Source organism: Streptomyces sp. 2131.1, assembly GCF_900105515.1.
Classification (GTDB): Bacteria; Actinomycetota; Actinomycetes; order Streptomycetales; family Streptomycetaceae; genus Streptomyces; species Streptomyces drozdowiczii.
In genome coordinates this window covers 4677549-4702857 of record NZ_FNSY01000001.1, presented here as the reverse complement: position 1 = coordinate 4702857, position 25309 = coordinate 4677549, and the positions used below count along the sequence as shown (strand labels likewise).

General features: G+C 72.3%; 19 protein-coding genes and 1 pseudogene. 10 read left to right on the top strand and 10 right to left on the bottom strand.

All coding sequences use genetic code 11. From position 1 onward, the window contains the following. Positions 1-54: 54 nt before the first annotated feature. Positions 55-933 (bottom strand): ABC transporter permease, encoded by an 879-nt coding sequence (locus BLW14_RS21160; RefSeq protein WP_093708783.1) that lies wholly within the window; start codon positions 931-933, stop codon positions 55-57. Next, entirely contained in the window at positions 930-3590 is a 2661-nt protein-coding gene (locus BLW14_RS21155) for an alpha/beta fold hydrolase (RefSeq protein ID WP_177154046.1), read from the bottom strand. The genes BLW14_RS21160 and BLW14_RS21155 overlap by 4 nt, the downstream gene beginning before the upstream one ends. 163 nt (positions 3591-3753) lie before the next feature. Between BLW14_RS21155 and BLW14_RS21150 the strand changes: the two genes are divergently transcribed. Both BLW14_RS21150 and BLW14_RS35235 read left to right on the top strand, forming a co-directional pair. Next, entirely contained in the window at positions 3754-4290 is a 537-nt protein-coding gene (locus BLW14_RS21150; protein ID WP_093708782.1) for an ATP-binding protein, read from the top strand. Between the two features lie 325 nt (positions 4291-4615). Beyond that, complete coding sequence (locus BLW14_RS35235; protein WP_256332854.1) at positions 4616-4873, top strand: hypothetical protein; 258 nt, start codon at positions 4616-4618, stop codon at positions 4871-4873. Here the strand turns inward: BLW14_RS35235 and BLW14_RS21140 are convergent. Next, on the bottom strand, positions 4825-5445 hold the full coding sequence (locus BLW14_RS21140) for a DUF4291 domain-containing protein (protein WP_093708781.1): 621 nt from the start codon (positions 5443-5445) through the stop codon (positions 4825-4827). The two genes, BLW14_RS35235 and BLW14_RS21140, sit on opposite strands and share 49 nt — an antisense overlap. Positions 5446-5654: 209 nt before the next feature. Here BLW14_RS21140 and BLW14_RS21135 point away from each other — a divergent pair, with 209 nt between their 5' ends. Further along, positions 5655-6368 carry a VC0807 family protein gene (locus BLW14_RS21135; RefSeq protein WP_093708780.1) on the top strand — a complete coding sequence of 238 codons (714 nt, stop codon included), beginning with the start codon at positions 5655-5657 and terminating at the stop codon, positions 6366-6368. Positions 6369-6465: 97 nt separating this feature from the next. Continuing rightward, a complete protein-coding gene (locus BLW14_RS21130) occupies positions 6466-6936 on the top strand; it encodes a GNAT family N-acetyltransferase (protein ID WP_093708779.1) in 471 nt (156 codons plus the stop codon). Between the two features lie 38 nt (positions 6937-6974). Here BLW14_RS21130 and BLW14_RS21125 read toward each other — a convergent pair whose 3' ends face one another. The 4 genes and pseudogenes from BLW14_RS21125 to iolC form a co-directional block, all read right to left on the bottom strand. Beyond that, positions 6975-8474, bottom strand: a complete 1500-nt coding sequence (locus BLW14_RS21125; protein ID WP_093708778.1) for a CoA-acylating methylmalonate-semialdehyde dehydrogenase — start codon at positions 8472-8474, stop codon at positions 6975-6977. Between the two features lie 12 nt (positions 8475-8486). Next, complete coding sequence (gene iolD / locus BLW14_RS21120; RefSeq protein WP_093708777.1) at positions 8487-10388, bottom strand: 3D-(3,5/4)-trihydroxycyclohexane-1,2-dione acylhydrolase (decyclizing); 1902 nt, start codon at positions 10386-10388, stop codon at positions 8487-8489. A gap of 293 nt (positions 10389-10681) precedes the next feature. Further along, positions 10682-11557, bottom strand: a pseudogene (gene iolB / locus BLW14_RS21110) (5-deoxy-glucuronate isomerase); the annotation flags it as partial. Positions 11558-11559: 2 nt separating this feature from the next. Further along, positions 11560-12579, bottom strand: a complete 1020-nt coding sequence (gene iolC, locus BLW14_RS21105; RefSeq protein WP_093708776.1) for a 5-dehydro-2-deoxygluconokinase — start codon at positions 12577-12579, stop codon at positions 11560-11562. A gap of 168 nt (positions 12580-12747) precedes the next feature. Here iolC and BLW14_RS21100 point away from each other — a divergent pair, with 168 nt between their 5' ends. The 3 genes from BLW14_RS21100 (at position 12748) to BLW14_RS21090 (ending at position 14729) form a co-directional block, all read left to right on the top strand. Then, positions 12748-13665, top strand: coding sequence for a sugar phosphate isomerase/epimerase family protein (locus BLW14_RS21100; RefSeq protein ID WP_093708775.1), 918 nt, complete (start codon positions 12748-12750; stop codon positions 13663-13665). A gap of 222 nt (positions 13666-13887) precedes the next feature. Then, entirely contained in the window at positions 13888-14283 is a 396-nt protein-coding gene (locus BLW14_RS21095; protein ID WP_093708774.1) for a peptidoglycan-binding domain-containing protein, read from the top strand. Positions 14284-14531: 248 nt separating this feature from the next. After that, complete coding sequence (locus BLW14_RS21090; RefSeq protein ID WP_093708773.1) at positions 14532-14729, top strand: MarR family transcriptional regulator; 198 nt, start codon at positions 14532-14534, stop codon at positions 14727-14729. Between the two features lie 63 nt (positions 14730-14792). On the opposite strand, the gene BLW14_RS21085 is transcribed toward BLW14_RS21090, so the two are convergent. Then, complete coding sequence (locus tag BLW14_RS21085; RefSeq protein ID WP_093708772.1) at positions 14793-17033, bottom strand: MMPL family transporter; 2241 nt, start codon at positions 17031-17033, stop codon at positions 14793-14795. 184 nt (positions 17034-17217) lie between these two features. On the opposite strand from BLW14_RS21085, the gene BLW14_RS21080 reads away from it, so the two are divergent. The 3 genes from BLW14_RS21080 (at position 17218) to BLW14_RS21070 (ending at position 20922) form a co-directional block, all read left to right on the top strand. Continuing rightward, positions 17218-17973 (top strand): TetR/AcrR family transcriptional regulator, encoded by a 756-nt coding sequence (locus BLW14_RS21080; RefSeq protein ID WP_093708771.1) that lies wholly within the window; start codon positions 17218-17220, stop codon positions 17971-17973. A gap of 77 nt (positions 17974-18050) precedes the next feature. Continuing rightward, positions 18051-18359, top strand: a complete 309-nt coding sequence (locus BLW14_RS21075) for a heavy-metal-associated domain-containing protein (protein ID WP_177154045.1) — start codon at positions 18051-18053, stop codon at positions 18357-18359. A 124-nt stretch (positions 18360-18483) separates the two neighbouring features. Further along, positions 18484-20922: a heavy metal translocating P-type ATPase gene (locus BLW14_RS21070; RefSeq protein ID WP_093708769.1), complete on the top strand. Its 2439-nt coding sequence runs from the start codon at positions 18484-18486 to the stop codon at positions 20920-20922. Positions 20923-21478: 556 nt separating this feature from the next. On the opposite strand, the gene BLW14_RS21065 is transcribed toward BLW14_RS21070, so the two are convergent. Both BLW14_RS21065 and BLW14_RS21060 read right to left on the bottom strand, forming a co-directional pair. Continuing rightward, positions 21479-22777: a citrate synthase gene (locus BLW14_RS21065; protein WP_018518088.1), complete on the bottom strand. Its 1299-nt coding sequence runs from the start codon at positions 22775-22777 to the stop codon at positions 21479-21481. A 129-nt stretch (positions 22778-22906) separates the two neighbouring features. Continuing rightward, positions 22907-25228 carry an SF1B family DNA helicase RecD2 gene (locus BLW14_RS21060; RefSeq protein WP_093708768.1) on the bottom strand — a complete coding sequence of 774 codons (2322 nt, stop codon included), beginning with the start codon at positions 25226-25228 and terminating at the stop codon, positions 22907-22909. Positions 25229-25309: the final 81 nt, after the last annotated feature.

The window sequence follows — 25309 nt, the reverse complement described above, 5'->3', positions numbered from 1 at the left end:
GCGGAACGATCTCGATGCGGCAACAACGGGCGGTACGGCGGCGGAATGTCAAGGTCAGGACACGATGTCCTTACGGCTGAACCCGCGGAAGGCGAAAGCGAACAGGATCAGGGCATACGTCACCGATACGGCCGAGCCCTTCGCCATGCCGCCCCACTCGATGGAGGGCTGGAGCGCGTCGGCCCAGGCGAACTGCCAGTGCGCCGGAAGGAAGTCGCGCCAGGAGCCGAGGGCGGTCACGGCGTCGAGCACGTTGCCGACGATGGTCAGCCCCACCGCCCCGCCGACCGCGCCGAGCGGGGCGTCGGTCTTCGTGGACAGCCAGAACGCCAGCCCGGCGGTCACCAGCTGGGACACGAAGACGAACGCCACGACGAGCGCGAGGCGCGGCACCGCGTCCCCGGCGCCCAGCGCCCCTCCGGTCGGCAGTTCCAGCGGCCCCCAGCCGTACGCCGCCGCGCCGGCCGCGAGCGCGACGAGCGGCAGCAGCACCATCGCGGCGAGGCTGAAGCCCAGCGCGACGACGAGCTTGCTCCACAGCAGCCTGGCCCGGGGCACGGGCGCGGCCAGCAGGTAGCGCAGTGAGGACCAGCTCGCCTCGGAGGCCACGGTGTCGCCGCAGAACAGCGCGACCGGGACGACGAGCAGGAAGCCCGCCGAGACGAACAGGCAGGTCGCGGCGAAGTTCGCGGCGGACGCGGTCGCCGTGTCCATGAGCGTGATCCGGCCGTCGCCGCCGGGCCCGCCGTCCGGGGTGCCGCCGATGGCGAACGCGGTGATCAGGATGAACGGCAGCGCGGCCAGCACCCCGCCCATGAGCAGGGTGCGGCGCCGGCGCAGCTGTCGTACCGCCTCGACATGCAGCGGCAGCGTGTGGCGGGCACGGTAGCCGGGTGCCTCGGGGGCCGCGGCGAGGTCGGCTGCGGTACTCATGCGGAGCCTCCGGAGATCAGGGTGAGGAAGGCGTCCTCCAGGCGGCGGTGCGGGCCGACGCCCGTCAGCGGCACGTCGAGGCGGACCAGCTCGGCGATCAGCTGCGGCGAGGTCGCCCCGTCGAGCCGGACGAGCAGCCCGTGCCCGTCGTCGGTGCGGACGGCGGAACCGATGCCCGGCAGGGCGGCGATCTTCTCCACGAGGGGGTCGGCGAGCGGGTCGGCGGTGGTGACCAGGAGCATGTCGCCGGAGCCGGTGATCTCGGCGACGGGGCCCGCCTGGACGAGCCGGCCGCGGTCCATGACGACCAGGTGCGTGCAGGACTGCTCGACCTCGGACAGGAGGTGGCTGGAGACGATCACGGTGCGGCCGCCGGCCGCGTACCGGATCATCACGTCCCGCATCTCGCGGATCTGCGGCGGGTCGAGGCCGTTGGTCGGCTCGTCGAGGATGAGGAGGTCCGGCATGCCGAGCATGGCCTGGGCGATGGCGAGCCGCTGCCGCATGCCCTGGGAGTACGTGCGCACGGCGCGGGCCAGGGCGTCGCCGAGGCCGGCGATCTCCAGCGCCTCGTCGATGCGGGCGTCCTCGTCGGGGCGTCCGGTGGCCTTCCAGTACAGCTCCAGGTTGGCGCGGCCGGACAGGTGCGGGAGGAAGCCGGCGCCCTCGACGAAGCAGCCGACCCGGGAGAGGACGGGCGCGCCGGGGCGGATGGCGCGCCCGAAGACGCGGATCTCGCCGTCGTCGGGGGTGATGAGCCCCATGAGCATGCGCAGGGTGGTGGTCTTGCCGGCGCCGTTCGGGCCCAGGAGGCCGAGCACCTGCCCCTTCTCGACGCGGAAGGAGAGGTCGCGGACCGCGTACCGGTCCGAGGACTTGGCGTACTTCTTCGACAGGCCGGTGATCCGGAGCGGTACGTCACGGAGCGCGGGGTCGGGGGCGGGCGTCGCGGTACGGCGGCGGGCGGTGAGCAGCAGGGCGGCGGCGATCACCAGCGCGACGGCCGGCAGCCCCCAGGTCCACCAGGGCAGCGCGGCCGAAGCGGTTTCGAGGCCGGGCGCGGTGGGGAGCGTGAGCGGCCCTTCGAGGGAGACGGTGTACGTGGCGGGCTCGGCGGGGGACGCGTAGCCGAGGTCGGTCGCGGCGAGGACGAGGCGGAGGCGGTGGCCCGCGTCGAGTTCGTGGTCGACGGCGGGCAGCGTCAGCTCGACCGGCCTGCCCTGCTGCGCGGGCGTGATCCGGTAGGGCGCGACGAGCTGGGCGGGCAGCACCTGCCGCTTCCCGTCCGGCGAGACGTCGTACACCTTGCCGAACAGGACCGCGTCGCCGTGATCGGCCTCGACGGTCACCCGGACGGTCGGGGCGCCGGTGATGCGGCGTGCCGTGGTGAGCGGGGCGGAGTCGAAGCGGGCGTACTGGCCCGGGAAGTCGAGGGTGAGGCCGACGCCGAGGGTGGAGAGCTGGGAGATGGAGCCGCCGACTCCGGGGACGGCGGAGATGGACGGCGGACTGGCCCCCGCGGGGTTGCTGATCTTCTGCGGGTCGCCGCTCAGCTCGACGGGCTGCCCGCCGCTGCGCAGTCCGGGGTAGGTGCCGGCGCTCGCGCCGCGGGTGAGGGCGGCGCCGTCGGTGGAGTCGATGCCGCCGGTCCGGGTGACGCGGAAGGCGGGGCCGGTGTCGGCACCCTCTTCCCCCTTCAGGTAGCGGTCGAACCAGGAACCGATCCTCTTCTGTACCCGGCCGGTCTCCCGGTCACCCCCGTCGTGCCCGCCGGCCGTCCAGTCGACGGAGACGGGGGCGCCGTTGGCGGTGATGGCCTTGGCCATGGCGTCGGCCTGGCCGAGCGGGAAGAGGGAGTCGGTCTGGCCCTGCACGATGAGCGCGGGGACCTTGATGCGGTCGGCGACGGCGCTCGGTGAGCGCTCGGTGAGCAGGGCGCGCGCGGCGGCGTCCGGCTTGCCGTTGACGGCGACCCGTTCGTACAGGTCGCACAGTTCCTTCTCGAAGTTGCCGCAGCCGCCGCCGGTGTTGACGAAGATCCCGGCCCAGAGTTTCTTGAACACCCCGTCCGGGAAGAGCGCGTCGGCGAGGTTCCAGTAGGTGATCTCGGGGGCGATGGCGTCGACGCGGTGGTCGAAGCCGGCGGCGAGGAGCGAGACGGCCCCGCCGTAGGACGCCCCGGTGACGCCGACGCGCGGGTCGCCCTCGGCGTCGAGGCGCACCTCGGGGCGGGCGGCGAGCCAGTCGATCAGCCGGGACACGTCCTCGACCTCGCGGTCCGGGGCGTTCAGCGAGACCTTGCCGCCCGACCTGCCGAAGCCGCGGGCGGACCAGGTGAGCACGGCGTACCCGTCGCGGGCCAGTTGCTCGGCCTGCGCCCGGGTGTCCGCCTTGCTGCCGCCGAAGCCGTGGCCGATGAGCACGGCGGGCCGGCGTCCGCCGCCGCCTGCCGTGAAGTAGGAGGTGTCCAGGTTCACCCCGTCGACGCGCATCATCCGGTCCTGGCGGTGCACGGCGGGCGCGCCGTCGTCGGCCACCGCCGTCCAGGTGCCCGCACCGGCGAGCACGAGGAGCGCGGCACCGCCCGCCGCCCACCGGCCTCGGGTGCGGGGCAGCAGGCGCCGCCACCGGGACGTACGCGCATCAGGGGAGTCCATGCGCCGAGCCTATGCGGCCCCGCGCCCCGCCCCACCTGCCGCCGGGCGGAACTCCCGGGCATCCTCGAGGCGTACAGGACCGGCCCCCCGTACTCCGGACGCGGTATGCGCCGGGCCGGCAAATGCGTCGCGCGCCGCGCACGCGCTCTGGAACGCTGCCGCCATGGATCACCCCGAGGTACTGCTGATCGGCGGCCGCGCGGGCGTGGGGAAGACGACGGTGGCCTGGGAGGTGTCGGCGCTGCTGCGGGAGTCCGGCGCCCCGCACGCGGTCGTCGACGGCGACTTCATGGGCGCCGTGCACCCCGCACCCGACGACGACCCGCACCGCTCCCTGATCACCGAACGCAATCTGACGGCGGTCTGGGCCAACTACGCGGACCTGGGCCTGCGCCGCCTCGTCTACACGAACACGGTGAGCGTGCTGGCCGGTTCGGCGCCGATGTTCGAGCGGGCGATGGGGGCCGGGGTCCGGTGCGTACGGGTCCTGATGACCGCGTCGGACGCGACGGCCGCTCAGCGGCTCACCGGCCGGGAGACCGGTTCCGGGCTGGAGCACGAGCTGCGCAACAGCATGCGCAAGGCCCGGATGCTCGACGCGCACGCCCCGGCCGACACGGTGCGGGTGGCGACGGACGGGCGGACGGTGGTGGACATCGCGCGGGAGATCGTGGGGCTGACGGGGTGGGCCGGCGCCTGACCCCGGCCGGGCCCCCGGCCTTGTGGGAAGCTCACGCCCCACGCGCGCGAAGGCTGTCCGTGCTCACCAACTACCTTTTCGCTCAAGCGTGTTGGAATGCGTCTATGGTCAATTCCACTGACGGGATCACGCGCCTGGGCCCGGACGACTTCGCCCGGCGCCTGCGGGCCGAGATCGTCCGGATGAGGGACGAGGCGACGCGACAGCGGAAACTCGCGCACCGCCGGCCGAGTTCTGGGCCAGGGCGGACATCGCCCTCGGGCTCCCCGCGGCCCTGCTGGCGGGCACGGCGGGAGCGGCGGGGCTGGCCTCGGCGGATGTGCGGGTGGCCGCCTCCCTCGCCGCCCTCGCCTCCGCCGGGTTCGCGGCAGGAGCTGGCTTCCTGCGCAGCGACACCAGACGCCGTGCCAACAAGCGGGCGCGGCACGCGTGGGCCTCGGTCGAGGCCAGGGCCATGGTGGCGCTGGCCCGCGAGCACGTGTCCCACGCGAACCTCGACGACCTGCTGGAGTGCCGCCAGGCAGCGCTGGCCGCCTACGACGGCGAAGACGCGGGGCCCGGGACGGCAGCGGGCGCCGGGTAGACCCGTTCGTCCGGCAGCAGCGCGCTCGCGGCCTCCGTCCCGCCCGCCCTGACCAGCGCGTGGATCTCCCGGGCGAGCGGGGTGACGTCGCGGATCGCGACCGTCCACTCGTCCGCGTAACGCCGCGACGCCTCGCCCGCCAGGCCGAGCTGAAGCGAGCGGTGGGTGAGCCGGTTCAGGTGCAGGTCGCGCTCGGGGTCCCACTGGACGCGGGCGGGCGCCCGGCGCAGGTCGCGCTGCCAGGTGGCGCGGTCCGGGTGCACGCCCCGTTCGTAGTGGGAGAGTTCGGCGTGGGCCAGGGCCCAGTCGAAGCCCTCGCGGGTGATCTCGACGGCGAGGACGGTCTCCTGGCCCTCCTTCGTCCCCCAGCCGCAGCGGTACATCATCCACAGGAAGCTCGGCTTGATCCACGTCATGCGGTCGCGCTTCCAGGCGGCCGGGAAGCGCCCGTCGCGGGCGGCCGGCAGCCCGAGCGACGGCCTGTACGCCTGGTAGACGGTCACGGTCTCGGCGGTGTGCAGCGCGCGGATCTGGTGGCGGGGCACGGTGGACGCGGACGTGGATGCGGTCATACGAGCATCACAGCACCGTGCGGCGGGGGACGGCGAACGGTTTTCCACCGGTCACGCGCTCGGAGCCGTACGGCCTCACACGAACGCGATGACATCCGTCATGTGGAGATCGGTACACGCGGCTCTGCCGGGGAGGGGGGCCGGATCGGCACTCTGTACGTGTCGAGAGCGGGAGCCACGAAGGCGCCGCCGCAACGGGAGGAACCGACATGAGCAGCCCGGCCGCCACACTCTCCGCCCCCGTCGTCGACGCCCCGGCGGCCGCCACCCCGATCGCGCCCCGCAAGGCGCTCGTGGACAGCCTGAAGCCGCTGCTGGTGGACGTCGCGCTGCCGCTCGCCGCGTACTACGGGCTGAAGGCGGCGGGGCTCTCCACCTTCGCCGCGCTGGCCTGGAGCAGCGTGATCCCCGCCGTCCGCACCGTGTGGGGTGCGGTCCGCGACCGCAGGCTCAACGGGCTCGCCGCGCTGATGGTGTCGGTCAACGCTGTCTCGCTGGTGCTGGGCCTTGTCGCCGGTGACCCGCGGGTGATGCTCCTCAAGGACAGCGGGGTGAGCAGCATCATCGGGCTGACGTTCCTGGTGACGGCGCTGCGGGGGCGGCCGATGCTGTCGGCGGGGCTGCGACCGTGGCTGACGCGGGGCGAGGCCGCCAAGACGGCTGCCTGGGAGCGGCTGTCCGCCGGTTCGCCGTCGTTCCGGCGGGCCGAGACGCGGTTCTCGGCGGTGTGGGGCCTGGGACTGCTCGCCGAGTGCGCGGTGCGGGCCGTGGGCGCGTACACCGTGCCGGTCGAGACGATGGTGTGGGCCGGGACCGTGATCATGGTGGTCGCGATGGTGCTGGCGTTCGTCGTCTCGGGGCGGATCGCGGTCGCCCCGATGGAGCGGATGATCGAGGCCGAGGCCGGCAACTCGAAGCGCTGAGCGTCCGACAGAACTCCGCAGGGCCGCTCCGGGGGGAGCGGCCCTGCGGTCATGTGTGCGGCGAAAAACGTTTGACCTCGCCGTTTACCGTTTTCACATGACTACTTCGCTCAGGCTGGCCGAGGTCACCGCCGACAACGTCGATGCCGCGATCGCCCTCAGGGTCCGGCCCGACCAGGAGCATCTGGTGGAGCCGGTGGCGACGTCCCTCGCGGAGGCGTACGTGCATCAGGCAGTCGCCTGGCCCCGGCTCGTCCTGGACGGCGACCGGCTCGTCGGCTTCCTGATGGCCTTCCTGGACATCGACTTCGAGAACGACGCCAAGGAGCACCACCTCCGCTCCGGGCTGTGGCGCCTGAACATCGCGGCGGACGAACAGGGGCGTGGCTGCGGGCGGTTCGCGGTCGAGTCCGTGGCCGCGGAGATACGCCGGCGCGGCGGCGACCGGATGTACGTCACCTGGCACCCGGGCGACGACGGCCCCGAGGGCTTCTACCTCGGGCTCGGTTTCCGGCCCACGGGCGAGACGAGCGGGGGCCAGACGGTCGGGGTGCTGGAGCTGGGCTGAGTACGGGCCGGGGCGGGGGCTCCGGCCCGTACCACCGGTCAGTGGTTCCGGGGGAAGCCCAGGTCCACGCCCGCCGGGGCGTCGGCCGGGTCGGGCCAGCGGGTCGTGGTGACCTTGCCTCGGGTGTAGAAGTGCACGCCGTCGTTGCCGTAGATGTGGTGGTCTCCGAAGAGGGAGTCCTTCCAGCCGCCGAAGGAGTGGTAGCCGACCGGCACCGGGATCGGCACGTTGACGCCGACCATGCCGGCCTCGATCTCCAGCTGGAACCGGCGGGCCGCGCCGCCGTCGCGGGTGAAGATCGCGGTGCCGTTGCCGTACGGCGAGGCGTTCATGAGGGCCACGCCCTCCTCGTACGTGTCCACGCGCAGCACGCACAGGACCGGCCCGAAGATCTCGTCCCTGTACGCGTCGGATTCGGTGGAGACGTGGTCGAGGAGCGAGAGGCCGATCCAGTGGCCGTCCTCGAAGCCCTCGACGGTGAAACCGGTCCCGTCGAGGACGACTTCGGCGCCCTGGGCGGCGGCGCCGGTGACGTAGGTGGCGACCTTGTCGCGGTGGGCGGCGGTGATCAGCGGGCCCATCTCGGAGTCCGGGTCGGTGCCGGGGCCGATCCTGATCCCCTCGGCCCGCTCCTTGATCCGGGCGACCAGCTCGTCGCCGATCGCGCCCACCGCTACGACGGCGGAGATCGCCATGCAGCGCTCACCGGCGGAGCCGTACGCGGCGGAGACCGCGGCGTCGGCGGCGGCGTCCAGGTCCGCGTCGGGCAGGACCAGCATGTGGTTCTTAGCGCCGCCGAGCGCCTGCACGCGCTTGCCGTTCGCCGAGGCGGTGGCGTGGATGTGGCGGGCGATGGGCGTCGAGCCGACGAACGACACGGCGGCCACGTCCGGGTGGTTCAGCAGGGCGTCCACGGCGACCCGGTCCCCGTGCAGCACGTTCAGCACACCGTCCGGCAGCCCGGCCTCGGCGGCCAGTTCGGCCAGGAGGTTGGCGGCGGACGGGTCCTTCTCGCTGGGCTTGAGCACGAAGGTGTTCCCGCAGGCGACGGCCAGCGGGAACATCCACATCGGCACCATGGCCGGGAAGTTGAACGGGGTGATCCCGGCGACCACGCCGAGCGGCTGGCGGATCGAGGAGACGTCGACCCGGTTCGACACCTGGGTGGACAGCTCGCCCTTGAGCTGCGTGGTGATCCCGCAGGCCAGCTCGACGATCTCCAGGCCGCGCGCCACCTCGCCCAGCGCGTCGGAGCGCACCTTGCCGTGCTCGGCGGTGATCAGCGCGGCGATCTCGTCCCGGTGGGCGTCCAGCAGCGCGTGGTAGCGGAACAGGACCGCCGTACGGGCGGACAGCGAGGAGTCGCGCCACGTCCGGTACGCGTCCTTCGCGGCGGCCACCGCGGTGCCGGCCTCCTCCACCGAGGCGAACGCGACCCGGGTGGTGACCGCTCCGGTGGCGGGGTCGGTGACCTCGCCCCAGTTGCCCGAGGTGCCCTCGACGGTCTTGCCACCGATCCAGTGGTTCACGGTCTTCATGCTGTGACTCCTTCAGAGGTGACGGCGTCGGCCGGTGCGGTGTCGTTCGTACTCTTTCCGTGCTTCGACCGCCGCGGGGCGGGTGGCCGTCTCGGCCACGGGAACATCCCACCACGCCTGTGCCTCCGGAGGCCCCTGTCCGGCGCCGGGTGTTTCGGTCTCCACGTGCACGCAGACGGGCCGGTCCGCCGCCCGGGCCTCGGCGAGGGCGTCGCGCAGCTCCCCCACGGTCCCGGCGCGCAGCACCCGCATGCCGAGCGAGGCGGCGTTGGCGGCGAGGTCCACGGGGAGCGGCGGGCCGGTGAAGTCTCCGTGCGCCGCCCGGTGACGGTAGTCCGTGCCGAAGCGTTCGCCGCCGGTGGCCTCGGAGAGGCCGCCGATGGACGCGTAGCCGTGGTTCTGGAGGACGACGAGCTTGACGGGGACGTTCTCCTGGACGGCGGTGACGATCTCGGTGGGGTTCATGAGGTACGTGCCGTCGCCGACGAGCGCCCACACGGGACGGTCCGGGGCCGCCCTGCTCACGCCGATCGCGGCCGGGATCTCGTAGCCCATGCAGGAGTAGCCGTACTCCACGTGGTACTGGCGCGGGGAGCGGGTCCGCCAGAGTTTGTGCAGGTCGCCGGGGAGCGAACCGGCCGCGTTGATGAGGATGTCCTCGTCGGTGACCAGCTCGTCCAGGAGGCCGAGGACCTGTGTCTGGGTGGGGCGGGCGTGCGGGTCGGGGGTGGCGTACGCGGCATCGACGCGCCGCTCCCAACGGGCCTTGGCCTCCGTGTACCCGGCCTCGTACGCGGGGTCCGCGCGGTGGCCGGACAGGGCGCCGGTGAGGGCTTCGAGGGCGGTGCGGGCGTCGGCGACGAGCGGGAGCGCGGCGAGCTTGTGGGCGTCGAAGCCGGTGATGTTGATGTTGAGGAAGCGGACGTCCGGGTTCTCGAAGAGCGTCGCGGACGCGGTGGTGAAGTCGGTGTAGCGGGTGCCGATTCCGATGACGAGGTCGGCGGTGCGGGCGAGGTCGTCGGCGGTCGCGGTGCCGGTGTGGCCGATGCCGCCGATGTCGGCGGGGTGGTCGTGGCGCAGCGAGCCCTTGCCCGCCTGGGTGGAGGCGACGGGGATGCCGGTGGCTGCGGCGAACGCTGCGAGAGCGTTCTCGGCGGCGCTGTGGTGGACCCCGCCGCCCGCGACGACCAGCGGACGGCGCGCGGCACGTACCGCTCGTACCGCCCGGTCGAGTTCGTGCGGGTCGGGGGCGGGGCGGCGTACGTGCCAGACACGCTCCGCGAAGAACTCCGCCGGCCAGTCGTACGCCTCCGCCTGCACGTCCTGGGGCAGCGCGAGCGTGACGGCGCCGGTCTCCGCCGGGTCGGCGAGGACCCGCATGGCGTGCAGCGCGGCCGGGACCAGCGCCTCGGGGCGGGTGATCCGGTCGAAGAAGCGGGAGACGGGGCGCAGGCAGTCGTTGACGGAGACGTCGCCCGCGTACGGCACCTCCAGCTGCTGGAGCACGGGGTCGGCGGGGCGGGTCGCGAAGGTGTCGCCGGGCAGCAGCAGGACGGGGAGGTGGTTGACGGTGGCGAGGGCGGCGCCGGTGACGAGGTTGGTGGCGCCGGGGCCGATGGAGGTGGTGACGGCGTGGGCGGAGAGCCTGCCCGACTGGCGGGCGTAGCCGGTGGCCGCGTGGACCATGGCCTGTTCGTTGCGGCCCTGGAGGTAGGGCATGGCGGGGCCGGTCTCCAGGAGCGCCTGGCCGATGCCCGCGACGTTGCCGTGGCCGAAGATGCCCCAGGTCGCGGCGATCAGCCGGTGGCGCTCGCCGTCGCGTTCGGTGTACTGGCGGGCGAGGAAGGCGACGAGGGCCTGGGCGGTGGTGAGGCGGCGGACGGCCTCACCGGTCGTGCCGGGCGTCGCGGTCATGCCGGGTCCTCCGGTCCGTGGAGCGGCCCGGGGTTCTCCGGTCCGTGGAGCGGCCCGGGGTTCTCCGGTCCGTGGAGCGGCCCGGGGTTCTCCGGTCCGTGGAGCGGCCCGGGGTTCTCCGGCCCGTGGAGCGGCCCGGGGTCCTGCGGTCCGTGGAGCGGCCCGAGGTTCTCCGGCCCGTGGAGCGGCCCGGGGTCCTGCGGTCCGTGGAGCGGCCCGAGGTTCTCCGGCCCGTGGAGCGGCCCGGGGTCCTGCGGTCCGTGGAGCGGCCCGAGGTTCTCCGGCCCGTGGAGCGGCCCGGGGTCCTGCGGTCCGTGGAGCGGCAGCCGGGGGTCGACCGGCTGGGACGGCCAGGTGTCGCGGATCCAGGTGTGGTCGGGGTGGTCGCGGATCAGCCACTCCCGCTTCTCGCCGGGGCCCGCCATGACGTTGAGGTAGTACAGGGTGCGGCCGGGCTGGGCGACGGACGGACCGTGCCACCCGTCGGGGATGAGGACCGTGTCGCCGCTGCGGACCTCGGCGAGCACGTCCGTACCGCCGGGGCGGGACGGGGAGACGCGGTGGTAGCCGATGCCGTCGTCCTCGACCTCGAAGTAGTAGATCTCCTCCAGGACGGATTCCTCGCCGGGGCGGTCCTCGTCGTGTTTGTGCGGCGGATAGGAGGACCAGTTGCCGCCGGGGGTGAGGACTTCCACGGCGATCAGCCGGTCGCAGTCGAAGGCGTCGGCGGCGGCGAAGTTGTTGACCTGGCGGGAGCACGTACCGGCGCCGCGCAGTTCCACGCGTACCTCCGGCGCGGGGCCGTAGCGAGCGGGGAGTCGTCGCTCGCACTTCGCTCCTGCCAGGGCGAAGCGGCCTCCTGCGCCGGAGGCGATCTGTGCGTGGGCGTCGCGCGGTACATAGGCGAAATCGGAAACGCCGCTGAACACGCTCTTACGGCCCAGCAGTTCAAAGATCTCATCTGAGATGTGCACCGTACAGCTGCCGGTCAACGGCAGTACGATCCACTCGCTCTCCCCGGTGACAAGTGTGTGAACTCCTCCCGGCTCCAGCTCCACCACTCGTAGGCTCGACCGCTCCCAGCCGGCCTGCTCCGGGCCGACGTCCAGGGCGTAGGGGCCGTGCGCGGTACTGCCCGCCGGCAGGTGGTACGTCGGTTCGTCTCGCATGCTCAGGTCCTTTCGCCGGTTGCGGTGACCGCGCCCTTGCCGGCGACCGCCGGCGAGGTCGTAAGGGCGGCCTCGACCTCGTGGGGGAAGGGCATGGCGGAGGAACAGGCGAGCCGGGCGGCGACGATGGCGCCGGCGGCGTTGGCGTAGCGCATGGTGCGCGCGATGTCCCAGCCGGCCAGGAGCCCGTGGCAGAGCGCGCCGCCGAACGCGTCGCCCGCCCCCAGTCCGTTGACCACCTCCACGGGGAGCGGCGGCACGTCGGCGCTGGTCCCGTCCCGGTGGACGGCGAGGACGCCCGCGGGCCCCTGTTTGACGACGGCCAGCTCGACGCCGGCCTCGATGAGGGCGCGTGCCGCCGCGTACGGTTCGCGCTCGCCGGTCGCGACCTCGCACTCGTCGAGGTTGCCGACGGCGACGGTCGCGTACGCCAGGGCCTCGCGGTAGCGGGCGGACGGGCTCGGTCCGGAACTGCCGTTCCCGTCGTCGGCCGGCCAGAACATCGGGCGCCAGTCGAGGTCGAAGACGGTGATGCCGGTGCGGTCGCGGGCGCGCAGGGCGGCGAGGGTCGCCGTACGGCTCGGCTCGGCGCACAGGCCGGTGCCGGTCATCCAGAACACCCGGGCCGCCCTGACCGCGTCCAGGTCCAGTTCGCGGGCGTGGATCTCCAGGTCGGGGGCCTTGGGCTGCCGGTAGAAGTAGAGAGGGAAGTCGTCGGGCGGGAAGACCTCGCAGAAGGTGACCGGGGTCGGATAGGCGGCCACGGGCGTCACCCAGCGGTCGTCCACGCCGAACTCCCGCAGCTGCTCGCGCAGGTAGTCGCCGAAGGGGTCCGCGCCGGTGCGGGTCACCACGGCGGTGCGCCGGCCGAGGCGGGCCGCGGCGACGGCGACGTTGGAGGGGGAGCCGCCGAGGAACTTCCCGAAGGTGTCGACCCGGGCCAGCGGCACACCCGTCCGCAGCGGATAGAGGTCCACCCCGATCCGCCCCATGGTGATCACGTCGTACGGCTGCTCAGGCATGCAGCGTCCCTTCTGCTGGGCACCCTTCGGGCTACGGCCGGAGGCGGCGGACCGCCTCCGGTTCCGCTCCTTCCCTTCACACTCTCCTCTGCGATCACCGTCAATCATTTGTACGGACATAGGGACCTATCCTTGACACTCGTCTCCGCGCGTGGTGAGGCTTGACGCATGACCTCATCCCCCGCCCGCATCCGCATCGGCTCGGCGCCCAACTCGTGGGGGGTGTGGTTCCCCGACGATCCGCGGCAAGTGCCCTGGCAGCGCTTCCTCGACGAGGTCTCCGCCGCGGGCTACGAGTGGATCGAACTGGGCCCGTACGGCTACCTCCCGACCGATCCGGCCCGCCTCGCGGACGAGACGGCGAGCCGCGGGCTCTCCGTCTCGGCGGGCACCGTTTTCACGGGATTGCACCACGGTCCGGGCGTCTGGGACCGGACCTGGGAGCATGTCGCCGGCATCGCGGCCCTCACCCGGGCGATGGGCGCGGCGCATCTCGTCGTCATCCCCGCCTTCTGGCGCGACGACAAGACCGGCGAGGTGCTGGAGGACCGCACGCTCACCCCCGAGCAGTGGCGCCATCTCACCGCGCAGACCGAGCGGCTGGCGCGCGAGGTCCGGGACCGGTACGGGCTGCGCGTCGTCGTCCACCCGCATGCCGACACCCATATCGACACCGAGGAGAACGTCGGCCGCTTCCTCGACGCCACCGACCCGGACCTGGTCTCGCTCTGCCTGGACACCGGCCACTACGCGTACTGCGGCGGTGACAGCGTCAAGCTGATCGAGACCTACGGCGAGCGGATCGGCTACCTCCACCTGAAGCAGGTGGACCCGGAGATCCTCGCCGGCGTGGTGGCGGACGAGGTGCCGTTCGGGCCCGCCGTGGCGCGCGGCGTCATGTGCGAACCGCCGGGCGGGGTCCCGGCCCTGGAGCCCGTCCTCGCCGCCGCCCGCCGGCTGGACGTGGACCTCTTCGCCATCGTCGAGCAGGACATGTACCCCTGCCCGCCCGACCGCCCCTTCCCGATCGCCCGCCGCACCCGGGACTACCTCCGGTCCTGCGGAGTGCTCGGGGCGGAGCGCTGAGGGGGGCCGCTCGTGGGCTCGGGGCCCCTGGGGACCCGTGGGCTCGGGGGTCCTGGACGCCCGTGGGCACGGGGGCCCGGGGGCCCGCCCCCCGGTCTTCCGCCCGGTTCGGGCGGCTTGGCCGGGATCCGGCAGTGACGTGACGCCGGTGCGAGCTGTTGTCCTCGGTGAGACCGGGCCCCACGGGCCCGCCCCCCGACCTCACCGCTAGGAGCGAGCCCCATGCCCCGAACCTCTCTCATCCCGCGCCGCAGCCTCGTCGCCGGGGCGCTGGCCGGCCTCGCGCTGGCGGCCTCCCTCGCCGCGGCCCCGGGCGCCTCCGCCGACGCCGAGAACGTGCCGCCGGCCGGCTCCAGCCCCGTGTGCGCCTTCTACGACGGGGACGGGCTCACCGTCTTCGGCGACCGGGGCGACCGGGCCTTCCAGGTGCAGTGCATGCTCGCCAACCGGCAGTACCTGCCGTGGACCGCGGTCGACGGTTCGTTCGGCCTGCGCACCCTGGACGCCGTCCAGCGCTTCCAGGCCGACCACCCGCCGCTCCCGGCCAGTGGCGTGGTCGACGCCGACACCTGGGCCGCGCTCTGGCGCGGTGACGCGCCGGTTGCCCCAACCGCGTGACCGGCGTGCACCGTTGACCGTCGGATAGGCGCGGGCGGGCGCGGCGGATCCGCCGGACGCCCCGCGAAGATCACCCCCTTGTCACGCATATCTCCGTTACGCGGGTTTTCCGTCACAGGCGCTCTACAGGCCCCGACCGGTACCGACCGCCGGCGATCACCCCGCCGAGGCTGAGTGATCGTCAGCGACCGCGGCGCGACTCCCCCGACGGCTTCCCGGCCGCCGCCGCGGTGCAGAGAGGTGGCACCATGACGGACACGAGGCTCTGGTCCTACAAGGACATCGCCGCGCACATCCGGGTTCAGCCGGACACGGTCCGCTCCTATCGCAAGCACGGCCTCCTCCCGGGCCCCGACCACGTGGAGAGCGGCAAGCCCTTCTGGTACGCGGACACCGTCCGGGCCTGGGTGGCGGCCCGGCCGGGGAACCGGGGGCGGCGGGGCTGAGGGGGCGGCAGAGGGGCGGGCGGTCCCGCGGGGCCTCCCCTCCCTCCGCCCCGCCCCCGGGCCTCACGTCCCGCTCGGGACCCTCTCCTCCTCGGACGCCGGGCCCACTATCGCCCCCGCCTCCGGCCGCGCCTCCTCGGACTCCGGCCGCGCCTCCTCCCCCTCACTCAGCCCGAACCGCTGGTGGAACCTGCGCAGTGGCGCCGGCGCCCACCAGCTCGCCCGGCCCATCAGCTTCATCACCGTCGGGACGAGGAGGCTGCGGACCACCATCGCGTCCATCAGTACGGCGAGCGCGATGCCCAGGCCGAGCATCTTGGTGTTTGTCACCCGCGAGGTACCGATGGCGACCATCACGACCGCCAGGATCACGGCCGCCGCGGTGATCAGCCCGCCCGTACGCCGCAGCCCGAACGCCACCGCCTGCTCGTGGCCACCGGTGCGGTCGTACTCCTCCTTGATCCGGGAGAGCAGGAACACCCCGTAGTCCATGGAGAGTCCGAAGGCGACGCAGAACATGAGGACCGGGAGCGTCGTCTCTATGTCACCGGTGCTGGTGAACGAGAGCAGTCCGGACAGGTGGCCGTCCTGGAAGACCCACACGACCGCACCGAACATCGCGGTGAGGCTCAGGGCGTTGAGCACCACTGCCTGGAGGGGTATGAGCACGCTTCCGGTCAGCAGGAAGACCAGCAGCAGCGTCACCACGGCGATGATGCCCACCGCCCACGGCAGCCGGTCGCCGATGGCGGCCTTGGAGTCGACCAGGACCGCGGCCGTGCCCGTCACGGAGGTCTTGAACGGCGCGGATTCGGCCCGGAGGTCCTTCACCAGGCGCTGGGTCTCCTCCCCCACCGGCTCGCCCTTCCCCAGCACGCTGAAGTAGGCGGCCCTCCCCTCGGTGAGCGGGCCGTCGACCCGGAGCACCCCGGGGAGCCCGGCGAGCCGGTCGCGGTACTCGGCGTACTGGGCGGGCGTCGCCTCGCCCTCCGCAAGGACGTCGAGGCTCCCGCCGGGGCTGCCGGGGAACCCGTCCCGCAGGTGCTGCTGCACCACGTGGGACTCGGCGGACGCGGGCAGCTGCCGGTCGTCCGCCGTACCGAACTTGACGCCCAGGAACGGCACCCCGAGGAGGACGAGCCCCACGCTCGTGACCACCGCGAAGACCGGCGCCCTGCGCATCACCAGCGCGGTGAACCGGGCCCAGCCCGCCCCGGCCTCAGCCTGCGGCTTCGCGCGGCCGCGCCGCAGCAGCTTCCGGAGGTCCAGGGAGTTGACCCGGGGGCCGAGGAGCATCAGCGCGGCCGGCAGGAGGATCAGGGCGGCCGAGGCGGCCAGGAGCACCACGGCGATGCCCGCGTACGCGAAGGAGCGCAGGAAGTACTGCGGGAAGACCAGCATCGCCGCGAGCGAGACCGCGACCGTCAGGGCCGAGAACAGCACGGTCCTGCCGGCCGTGCGCAGCGTGGTCCCGATGGCCGTCCGGGTCGGGGCGCCGGTCGCCAGCTCCTCGCGGAAGCGGCGGACGATGAACAGGGCGTAATCGATGGCGAGTCCGAGCCCGAGTGCCGTGGTGAGGTTCTGGGCGAAGACGGAGACGTCGGTGAACTCGGTGATGCCGCGCAGCACCGCGTTGGTCCCCAGGATGGCGACGATGCCCACACCCAGGGGCAGCAGGGCGGCGACGGCGCTGCCGAAGACCATGACGAGCAGCACCAGCGTCACCGGCAGGGCGATCATCTCGGCCCTCAGCAGGTCGTCCTGGATGATCGTCTGCATCTCGTGCTGCACGGCCACGGGGCCGCCGAGCGAGACGCTCACCGGTCCGTGGTTCCCCCGGTAGGCCGGGGCCATCCGGTCCAGGACCTCGCCCGACGCCTTGTCGTCGCCCTCGATGCGGGCGGCGATCAGCGCCTCCTTGCCGTCCTCGGCGCGCAGCGCGGGTGTCTTGTCCTGCCAGTAGGAGCGGACGCCCACGACGTCCGCCTCGCCGGCCAGCCGCTTCGCCAGGCGCGCCGCCTCGGCGGCCACGGCCGGGTCGTCGACGGAGGCGCCTTTGGTGTCGACGAGGAGCAGGAGGTTCGGCTGGGAGGCGGGGAACTCGCGTTCCAGCGCCTTCGTGGCGTAGGTGGACTCGGCGTCCGGGGCCTGCCAGCCGCCGCTGCCCATGCGGTCGGCGACGCCGCTGCCCGCGAGGACCGCGAGGGCGGTGATCACCAAGGCCGCCAGCAGCGTGAGCCGGGGGCGCGCGGTGACGAAACGCGTCCAGCCCCCCAAGCGCTGCGGACCGTTGACTTCAGGCATGGTGCGGTGTCCCCTTTTTCCCCGGATCCGGGCGCGCGGGGCGGCAGCACGAGGCGGCCGCGCAGGGCAGCATGGATCAGTCGTTGCCACATACACTGGCAAACACGAGTCATCGCTCGCGTTTCATAAGAATGCGAGCGACCTCTCGCGTTTGTCAACCGCTCACGAAAGCTGGGGATTCACCGTGTCGCAGGCCAGGTCCGGGAGCGCCGAGCCGACGGAGGGCGCCGAGCCCGAGGGAGGCGCCGCGCCGGCCGGGGACGCCGCGCGCGCCGGGAAGGCGGGCGGGGCCGGGGCCCCCGCCAGGCCGCGCAGGCGGCAGGCCCGGGGCGAAGCCCGTATCGCGCAGCTGCTCAAGGCCGCGGCCGACGTGTTCTGCACGACGGGCTACACCGCCGCGAGCACCAACGCCATCGCCCGCGAGGCCGGTGTCTCGCCCGGGACGCTGTACCAGTTCTTCCCCAACAAGGAGGCCATCGCGGTCGAGCTCGGCGACCAGCTCCTGACCCGCTGGCGGGAGACCTACGGGGCCGCCTTCCTGGCCGACCACCTGAAGCTGCCGCTGGACGGGATGCTCGACGCCACGCTCGACCCGCTGATCGAGTTCAACTGCGAGAACCCGGCGTTCACGGTCCTGATGCACGGCTCCGAGATTCCCGGCATGGGCACCAAGGAGCACGACGCCGTGCACGTCACGATGCTCGCGCGCGTCGAGTCGATCCTCGCCGGATACCTGCCGGACAAGCCGCCCGCCGAGGTCACCCGGATCGCCACGATGATCTTCCACGTCTTCAAGTCCGGCCTGGACGTGATCATGGAGCACGAGGGCGACGAGCGGGAGGCGTACATCAGGGAGCTGAAGACGGTCCTCCACCGGTACCTCGAACCCATGATCCCCGCCGACACGGCCGCGTGCCCCGACTCGCCTCATACCCCCTAGGGGTATAAAGTGGGGAGCATGGAGGCGCACCGGTGTGCGCCCCTCCACCCCGCGTGCCCGTCGAAGAGGAGAACACCATGACCGCCGAGACCCAGCTCCCCCAGGCGACCGGCTCCTGCTGCTCGCCCAGCGGTTCCTGCCACGACAGCGCGGGCACGGACGCCGGGCCGGCCGGCGTGACCACCGTCTACCAGGTGACCGGCATGACCTGCGGACACTGCGAGGGCGCCGTCTCCGACGAGGTCTCCGCCATCGAGGGTGTCACCTCGGTGAAGGCCGTGGCGTCCACCGGGCAGGTGACGGTCGTCTCGCAGGGCCCGCTGGACGACGAGGCCGTACGCGCCGCCGTCGACGAGGCGGGGTACGAGCTCACCGGCCGCGCCTGACCGTCCCGGGAGCCCCCGGACCCCCGCACCATCCGCATCACTCGCACCACCCGTCACCGCCGGGCCGGACCGACCAGCAGATACTGGTGGGGTACGGCCCGGTCGGCGTTCCAGGAGTTCGGACATGCACAGCGCATCGGATACGCACAGCGCGACGGAGGCCGGGACCCCGGCGGCGGAGCTGTCCCAGGCCGAGTTCATGATCGGCGGCATGACCTGCGCGTCCTGCGCGGCCCGCGTCGAGAAGAAGCTCAACCGGATGGACGGCGTCACCGCCACCGTCAACTACGCCACCGAGAAGGCCCGCGTCCGCTACGACGGCGCAGGCGTCTCCGTGCGGGACCTCGTCGCCACCGTCGAGAAGACCGGCTATACGGCGAAGCCGCTGCCCCGGGCCGAGCCGCAGACCACCCCGCCCGCGCCGCAGACCGCCACACCCCCTCCGGCCGAGGCCGCCCGCCCGGAACGGCCGGATGCGCGGGTCTCCGAACCCGGACCGGCACAAGAACCGGCACAAGAGCCGGCACAGGAAGCGGAACCGGAACCGGAGGGGCCGCTACACACCGGCCCCGCCCCCGAGGACACCCCCGACCCCGCCCTGGCCTCCCTCCGGCAGCGGCTCGTCGTCTGCGCCGTGCTGGCCGCCCCCGTCGTCGCCCTGGCGATGATCCCCGCGCTGCAGTTCGACAACTGGCAGTGGCTCTCGCTCACCCTCGCCGCGCCCGTCGTCGTCTGGGGCGCCCTGCCCTTCCACCGGGCCGCCTGGACCAATCTGCGGCACGGCGCGGCCACCATGGACACGCTCGTCTCGGTGGGCACCCTCGCCGCCTTCGGGTGGTCGCTGTGGGCGCTGTTCCTCGGTGACGCCGGGATGCCCGGCATGCGGCACGGCTTCGGCCTGACGGCCTCCCGCGCCGACGGCTCGACGACCGTCTACCTGGAGGTCGCGGCGGGCGTCACCACCTTCATCCTGCTGGGCCGCTACCTGGAAGCGAAGTCCAAGCGGAGGGCCGGGGCCGCGCTGCGGGCGCTGATGCACCTGGGCGCCAAGGACGTGGCCGTCCTGCGCGGCGGGACCGAGGTGCGCGTGCCCGTCGGCCGGCTCGCCGTGGGCGACCGCTTCGTCGTCCGGCCCGGCGAGAAGATCGCGACGGACGGCACGGTCGTCGAAGGCGGCTCGGCCGTGGACGCGTCCATGCTCACCGGCGAGTCCGTCCCCGTGGATGTGGGCGTCGGGGACCAGGTCGCCGGGGCCACCGTGAACGCCTCCGGCCGGCTCGTCCTCGAGGCGACCCGGGTCGGCGCGGACACCCGGCTGGCCCGGATGGCGAAGCTCGTCGAGGACGCGCAGAACGGCAAGGCCGAGGTGCAGCGGCTGGCCGACCGGATCTCGGCGGTGTTCGTCCCGGTCGTCCTGCTCATCGCCCTGTCCACCCTGGTCGCGTGGCTGCTGGCCACGGACGACGTGACGGCGGCGTTCACGTCGGCGGTGGCCGTCCTGATCATCGCCTGCCCCTGCGCCCTGGGCCTGGCGACGCCGACCGCGCTCATGGTCGGCACCGGGCGCGGTGCCCAGCTCGGCATCCTCATCAAGGGCCCCGAGGTCCTGGAGTCCACCCGCCGCGTCGACACGGTCGTCCTGGACAAGACCGGCACCGTCACCACCGGCCGCATGACCCTCCAGGCCGTCCACACGGCCGCCGGAAACACCGAGTCCGACGCCCTCCGCCTCGCCGGAGCCCTCGAGAACGCCTCCGAGCACCCCATCGCCCGGGCCGTCGCCACCGCGGCCACCGACCGCACCGGCGCCCCCCTCCCCGCCCCCGAGGGCTTCACCAACGTGCCCGGCCTCGGCGTCCGGGGCACCGTCGACGGCCACACCGTCCTCGTCGGGCGCCCCCAGCTGCTCACCGAGGCCGGAATCCCCCTGCCCGACACCCTGGCCACCGCCGTCGCGGACGCCGCCGCCCAAGGGCGTACGGCCGTCGCCGTCGGCTGGGACGGCGAGGCGCGCGCCGTCCTCGAAGTCGCCGACGCGGTCAAGGAGTCCAGCGCGGAGGCCGTCGCCGCGCTCCGGGATCTCGGTCTCACACCGATCCTGCTGACCGGCGACAACCGCGCCGTGGCTCAGTCCGTGGCCCGCGAGGTCGGGATCAGCGAGGTCCGCGCGGAGGTGCTGCCCGAGGAGAAGGCGCACGTCATCCGGGATCTGCAGGCTCAGGGGCGGGTCGTCGCCATGGTCGGCGACGGGGTCAACGACGCGGCCGCGCTGGCCACCGCCGACCTGGGTCTGGCGATGGGCACCGGCACCGACGCGGCGATCGAGGCGAGCGACCTCACCCTCGTTCGTGGAGATCTCAAGGTGACAGCTGACGCCATCCGTCTCTCCCGGCGCACCCTCACCACCATCAGGGGCAACCTTTTCTGGGCTTTCGGCTACAACGTGGCCGCTCTACCCCTTGCGGCATTTGGGCTGCTCAACCCTATGATTGCCGGAGCGGCGATGGCCTTCTCATCGGTCTTCGTCGTGACGAACAGCCTGCGCCTGCGGTCCTTCACGTAATATCCACAATGAGATCCAGATCACATTGGTTTCAGGGTAACCATTCGATGGGTTCGTAAGTCTTAGAGTGCGATGCCAAGGATGTCTTGGGGGACGTCCGGCGGAGCATCTTGGGGGATGCTCCGGGCAAGTGGGCCGGGGCACGTACACCGGGGAGCTTTGAGCGGCCCTCCCGTCGGTACGTACCCCGGCAGACCACAGCAGTAGGCAGGACGAGCAGTACCGAGGCAGCACCCAGGAGCTACGGCTCCCACAGAACGCCCGGCCGGATCCCGTGGGGGGAATCCGCTCCGGGATATGGGAAGCGCCTCGCTGTCGGCCCGTGGGGGGATCGATGGCGAGGCGCTTCTCGCTTTACGCCGGGAGCGCTCCCCGCGCACGCACACGGCGCGGCACGCGCCCCGCGTACGCCCGTAGCAGCGCACGCGCCCCCACTCCCACCCCACCGGGCCGCGGACGCACGACGCCCCCGGCTCCGCTTCGCTCGGGGCGAGGGCGCGGCAGTCGGGGGCGAGGAGTCCGGCGTCAGTCAGGGCCGGGATGCGGTAGAGGTCGTTCAGCGGCCCTCGACCGGGACGAAGTCGCGCAGGACCTCGCCGGTGTAGATCTGGCGCGGGCGGCCGATGCGGGAACCCGGCTCCTTGATCATCTCGTGCCACTGGGCGATCCAGCCGGGAAGGCGGCCGAGCGCGAAGAGCACGGTGAACATCTCGGTCGGGAAGCCCATCGCGCGGTAGATGAGGCCCGTGTAGAAGTCCACGTTCGGGTAGAGGTTGCGCGAGACGAAGTACTCGTCGGAGAGCGCGTGCTCCTCCAGCTTGAGCGCGATGTCCAGCAGCTCGTCGGACTTGCCGAGGGCGGACAGCACGTCGTGCGCGGCGGCCTTGATGATCTTGGCGCGCGGGTCGAAGGACTTGTACACCCGGTGGCCGAAGCCCATCAGGCGGACGCCGTCCTCCTTGTTCTTCACCTTGCGGATGAAGGAGTCGACGTCGCCGCCGTTGGCCTGGATGCCTTCCAGCATCTCCAGGACCGACTGGTTGGCGCCGCCGTGCAGGGGACCCCAGAGCGCGGAGATGCCGGCGGAGATCGAGGCGAACATGTTCGCCTGCGAGGAGCCGACCAGGCGCACGGTGGAGGTCGAACAGTTCTGCTCGTGGTCCGCGTGCAGGATGAGCAGCTTGTCGAGCGCCGAGACGACGACCGGGTCGAGCTCGTACTCCTGGGCGGGGACCGAGAAGGTCATGCGCAGGAAGTTCTCGACGTAGCCGAGGTCGTTGCGCGGGTAGACGAACGGGTGACCGATCGACTTCTTGTACGCGTACGCGGCGATGGTCGGGAGCTTGGCGAGCAGCCGGATCGTCGAGAGGTGGCGCTGCTCCTCGTCGAACGGGTTGTGGCTGTCCTGGTAGAACGTGGACAGCGCGCTGACGACCGAGGACAGCATGGCCATCGGGTGGGCGTCGCGCGGGAAGCCGTCGAAGAACCGCTTGACGTCCTCGTGCAGCAGGGTGTGCTGGGTGATCTCGTTCTTGAAGGTCGACAGCTCGTCGACCTTGGGAAGCTCACCGTTGATCAGCGTGTACGCGACCTCGAGGAACGTCGAGCGCTCGGCGAGCTGCTCGATGGGGTAGCCGCGGTAGCGCAGGATGCCCTGCTCGCCGTCGAGGTAGGTGATGGCCGATTTATAGGCAGCGGTGTTGCCGTATCCGCTGTCCAGCGTCACCAGGCCGGTGTTCGCCCGGAGCTTCCCGATGTCGAAGCCCTTGTCGCCGACGGTGCTGTCGATCACCGGGTAGGTGTACTCGCCATCGCCGTACCGCAGTACCACAGCGTTGTTGGTGTGCTCGCTCACGTCATCCCTCACCGACGTAGTGCCTCTTCTTCGAGGTTCCCTGACTGTCTCCACCCTCCCCCATTTGGCTCAGGAGAGTGCACTCGGGGTCGTCCATTGGACCTACTCGCGGCACTGAGTGCCGCGAACTTAGCCATCCTGCCCCCTTGACTGCGGTTCCGGAAGACCTCCGTGATGTTTCCCACCGTTTTGATCGATCATTTTTACCGACGATCCTCCGTCGCCGCCCCCGCGCAGCCGGTGATCCAGCGCCGTACAGCGTCTGCCTGCGGAAACAGTGCGGACCGCCTGGCCGATCGCCTGCCGCGAGCCGACCAGCACGACGAGCTTCTTGGCCCGGGTCACGGCGGTGTACAGCAGGTTCCGCTGGAGCATCATCCAGGCGCTCTTCGTCACCGGGACGACGACGGCGGGGTACTCGCTGCCCTGGGAACGGTGGATCGTCATGGCGTACGCGTGGGCCAGCTCGTCGAGCTCGTCGAAGTCGTAGCCGATCTCCTCGTCCTCGTCGGTGAGGACCGTCAGCCGCTGTTCGTCCAGGTCAAGGCCGGTGACGACGCCGACCGTGCCGTTGAAGACGCCGTTCTCGCCCTTGTCATAGTTGTTACGGATCTGGGTGACCTTGTCCCCGACTCGGAAGACCCGGCCGCCGAACCGCTTCTCCGGCACTCCGGGCCGCGCCGGGGTGATCGCCTGCTGGAGCAAGCCGTTGAGATGCCCGGCCCCGGCCGGGCCCCGGTGCATCGGCGCGAGCACCTGTACGTCGCGGCGCGCGTTCAGCCCGAACTTGGCCGGAATACGGCGGGCTGCGACGTCCACCGCGAGGACTCCGGCGTCCTCCGTCTCGTCCTCGACGAAGAGGAAGAAGTCACTGAGCCCCTGAGTGAGGGGCGGTACGCCGGAATTGATGCGGTGCGCGTTGGTGACGACGCCCGACTGCTGGGCCTGGCGGAAAATGGTGGTCAGCCGGACCGCCGGCACCGGCCCGCCGTCCGCGAGCAGGTCCCGCAGCACCTCCCCCGCCCCCACCGAGGGCAGCTGGTCCACATCGCCGACGAGCAGCAGGTGGGCACCCGGTGCCACCGCCTTCACCAGCTTGTTGGCGAGCAGCAGATCGAGCATCGACGCCTCGTCGACGACCACCAGATCGGCGTCCAGCGGACGGTCCTTGTCGTACGCCGCGTCGCCGCCGGGCTTCAGTTCGAGCAGCCGGTGCACGGTGGACGCCTCGGCCCCGGTCAGCTCCGAGAGCCGCTTGGCCGCGCGGCCTGTGGGCGCGGCCAGCACCACCTTGGCCTTCTTGGCGCGGGCCAGCTCCACGATGGACCGGACCGTGAACGACTTGCCGCAGCCGGGCCCGCCGGTCAGCACGGCGACCTTCCGGGTCAGCGCGAGCCGCACGGCGGCCTCCTGCTCGGGCGCCAGCTGGGCACCGGTCCGGCCGGCGAGCCACTTCAGGGCCTTGTCCCAGTCCACGTCCGCGAAGCCGGGCATCCGCTCCTCCGGTGTCCGCAGCAGCCGCCGCACCTGCGCGGCGAGCGAGATCTCCGCCCGGTGGAACGGCACCAGATACACCGCCGTGACCGGCTCCCCGCCCTCGGGCGACGGCACCTTCTCCCGTACGACGCCCTCCGGTTCCTCCGCCAGCTCCGCCAGGCACTCGATGACGAGCCCGGTGTCCACCTGGAGCAGCTTCACCGCGTCCGCGATCAGCCGCTCCTCGGGCAGGAAGCAGTGCCCCTGGTCGGTGGACTGCGACAGCGCGTACTGCAGCCCGGCCTTGACCCGTTCCGGGCTGTCGTGCGGGATGCCCACGGCCTGGGCGATCCTGTCGGCGGTGAGGAAGCCGATGCCCCAGACGTCGGCGGCCAGCCGGTAGGGCTGGTTCTTCACGACGGAGATCGAGGCGTCCTCGTACTTCTTGTAGATCCGCACGGCGATGGATGTCGAGACGCCGACGCCCTGGAGGAAGACCATGACCTCCTTGATCGCCTTCTGCTCCTCCCACGCGGCGGCGATCATCTTCGTCCGCTTGGGCCCGAGCCCCGGCACCTCGATCAGCCGCTTCGGCTCCCGCTCGATGATGTCGAGCGTGTCCACGCCGAAGTGGGTGGTGATCCGGTCGGCCATCACGGGCCCGATGCCCTTGATCAGCCCGGACCCGAGGTAGCGCCGGATGCCCTGGATGGTGGCGGGGAGGACCGTCCGGTAGTTCTCGACGTGGAACTGCTTGCCGTAGGTCGAGTGGGAGCCCCAACGCCCCTCCATCCGCAGCGACTCCCCCGGCTGCGCCCCGAGGAGCGCCCCCACGACGGTGAGCAGGTCGTTGCTCCCCCGCCCGGTGTCGACGCGGGCGACGGTGTACCCGTTCTCCTCGTTGGCGTAGGTGATCCGCTCGAGTACGCCTTCGAGGACGGCCAGGTTGGGGGTGTGGGGCGTGGTGGTGGCCATGGCGCGACGCTACCGGGTGGGTGCGACACCCGGAGCCCTGTCGTCCGCTCCTGGGCCGCCTGTACGGTGAAACGTCTGTCA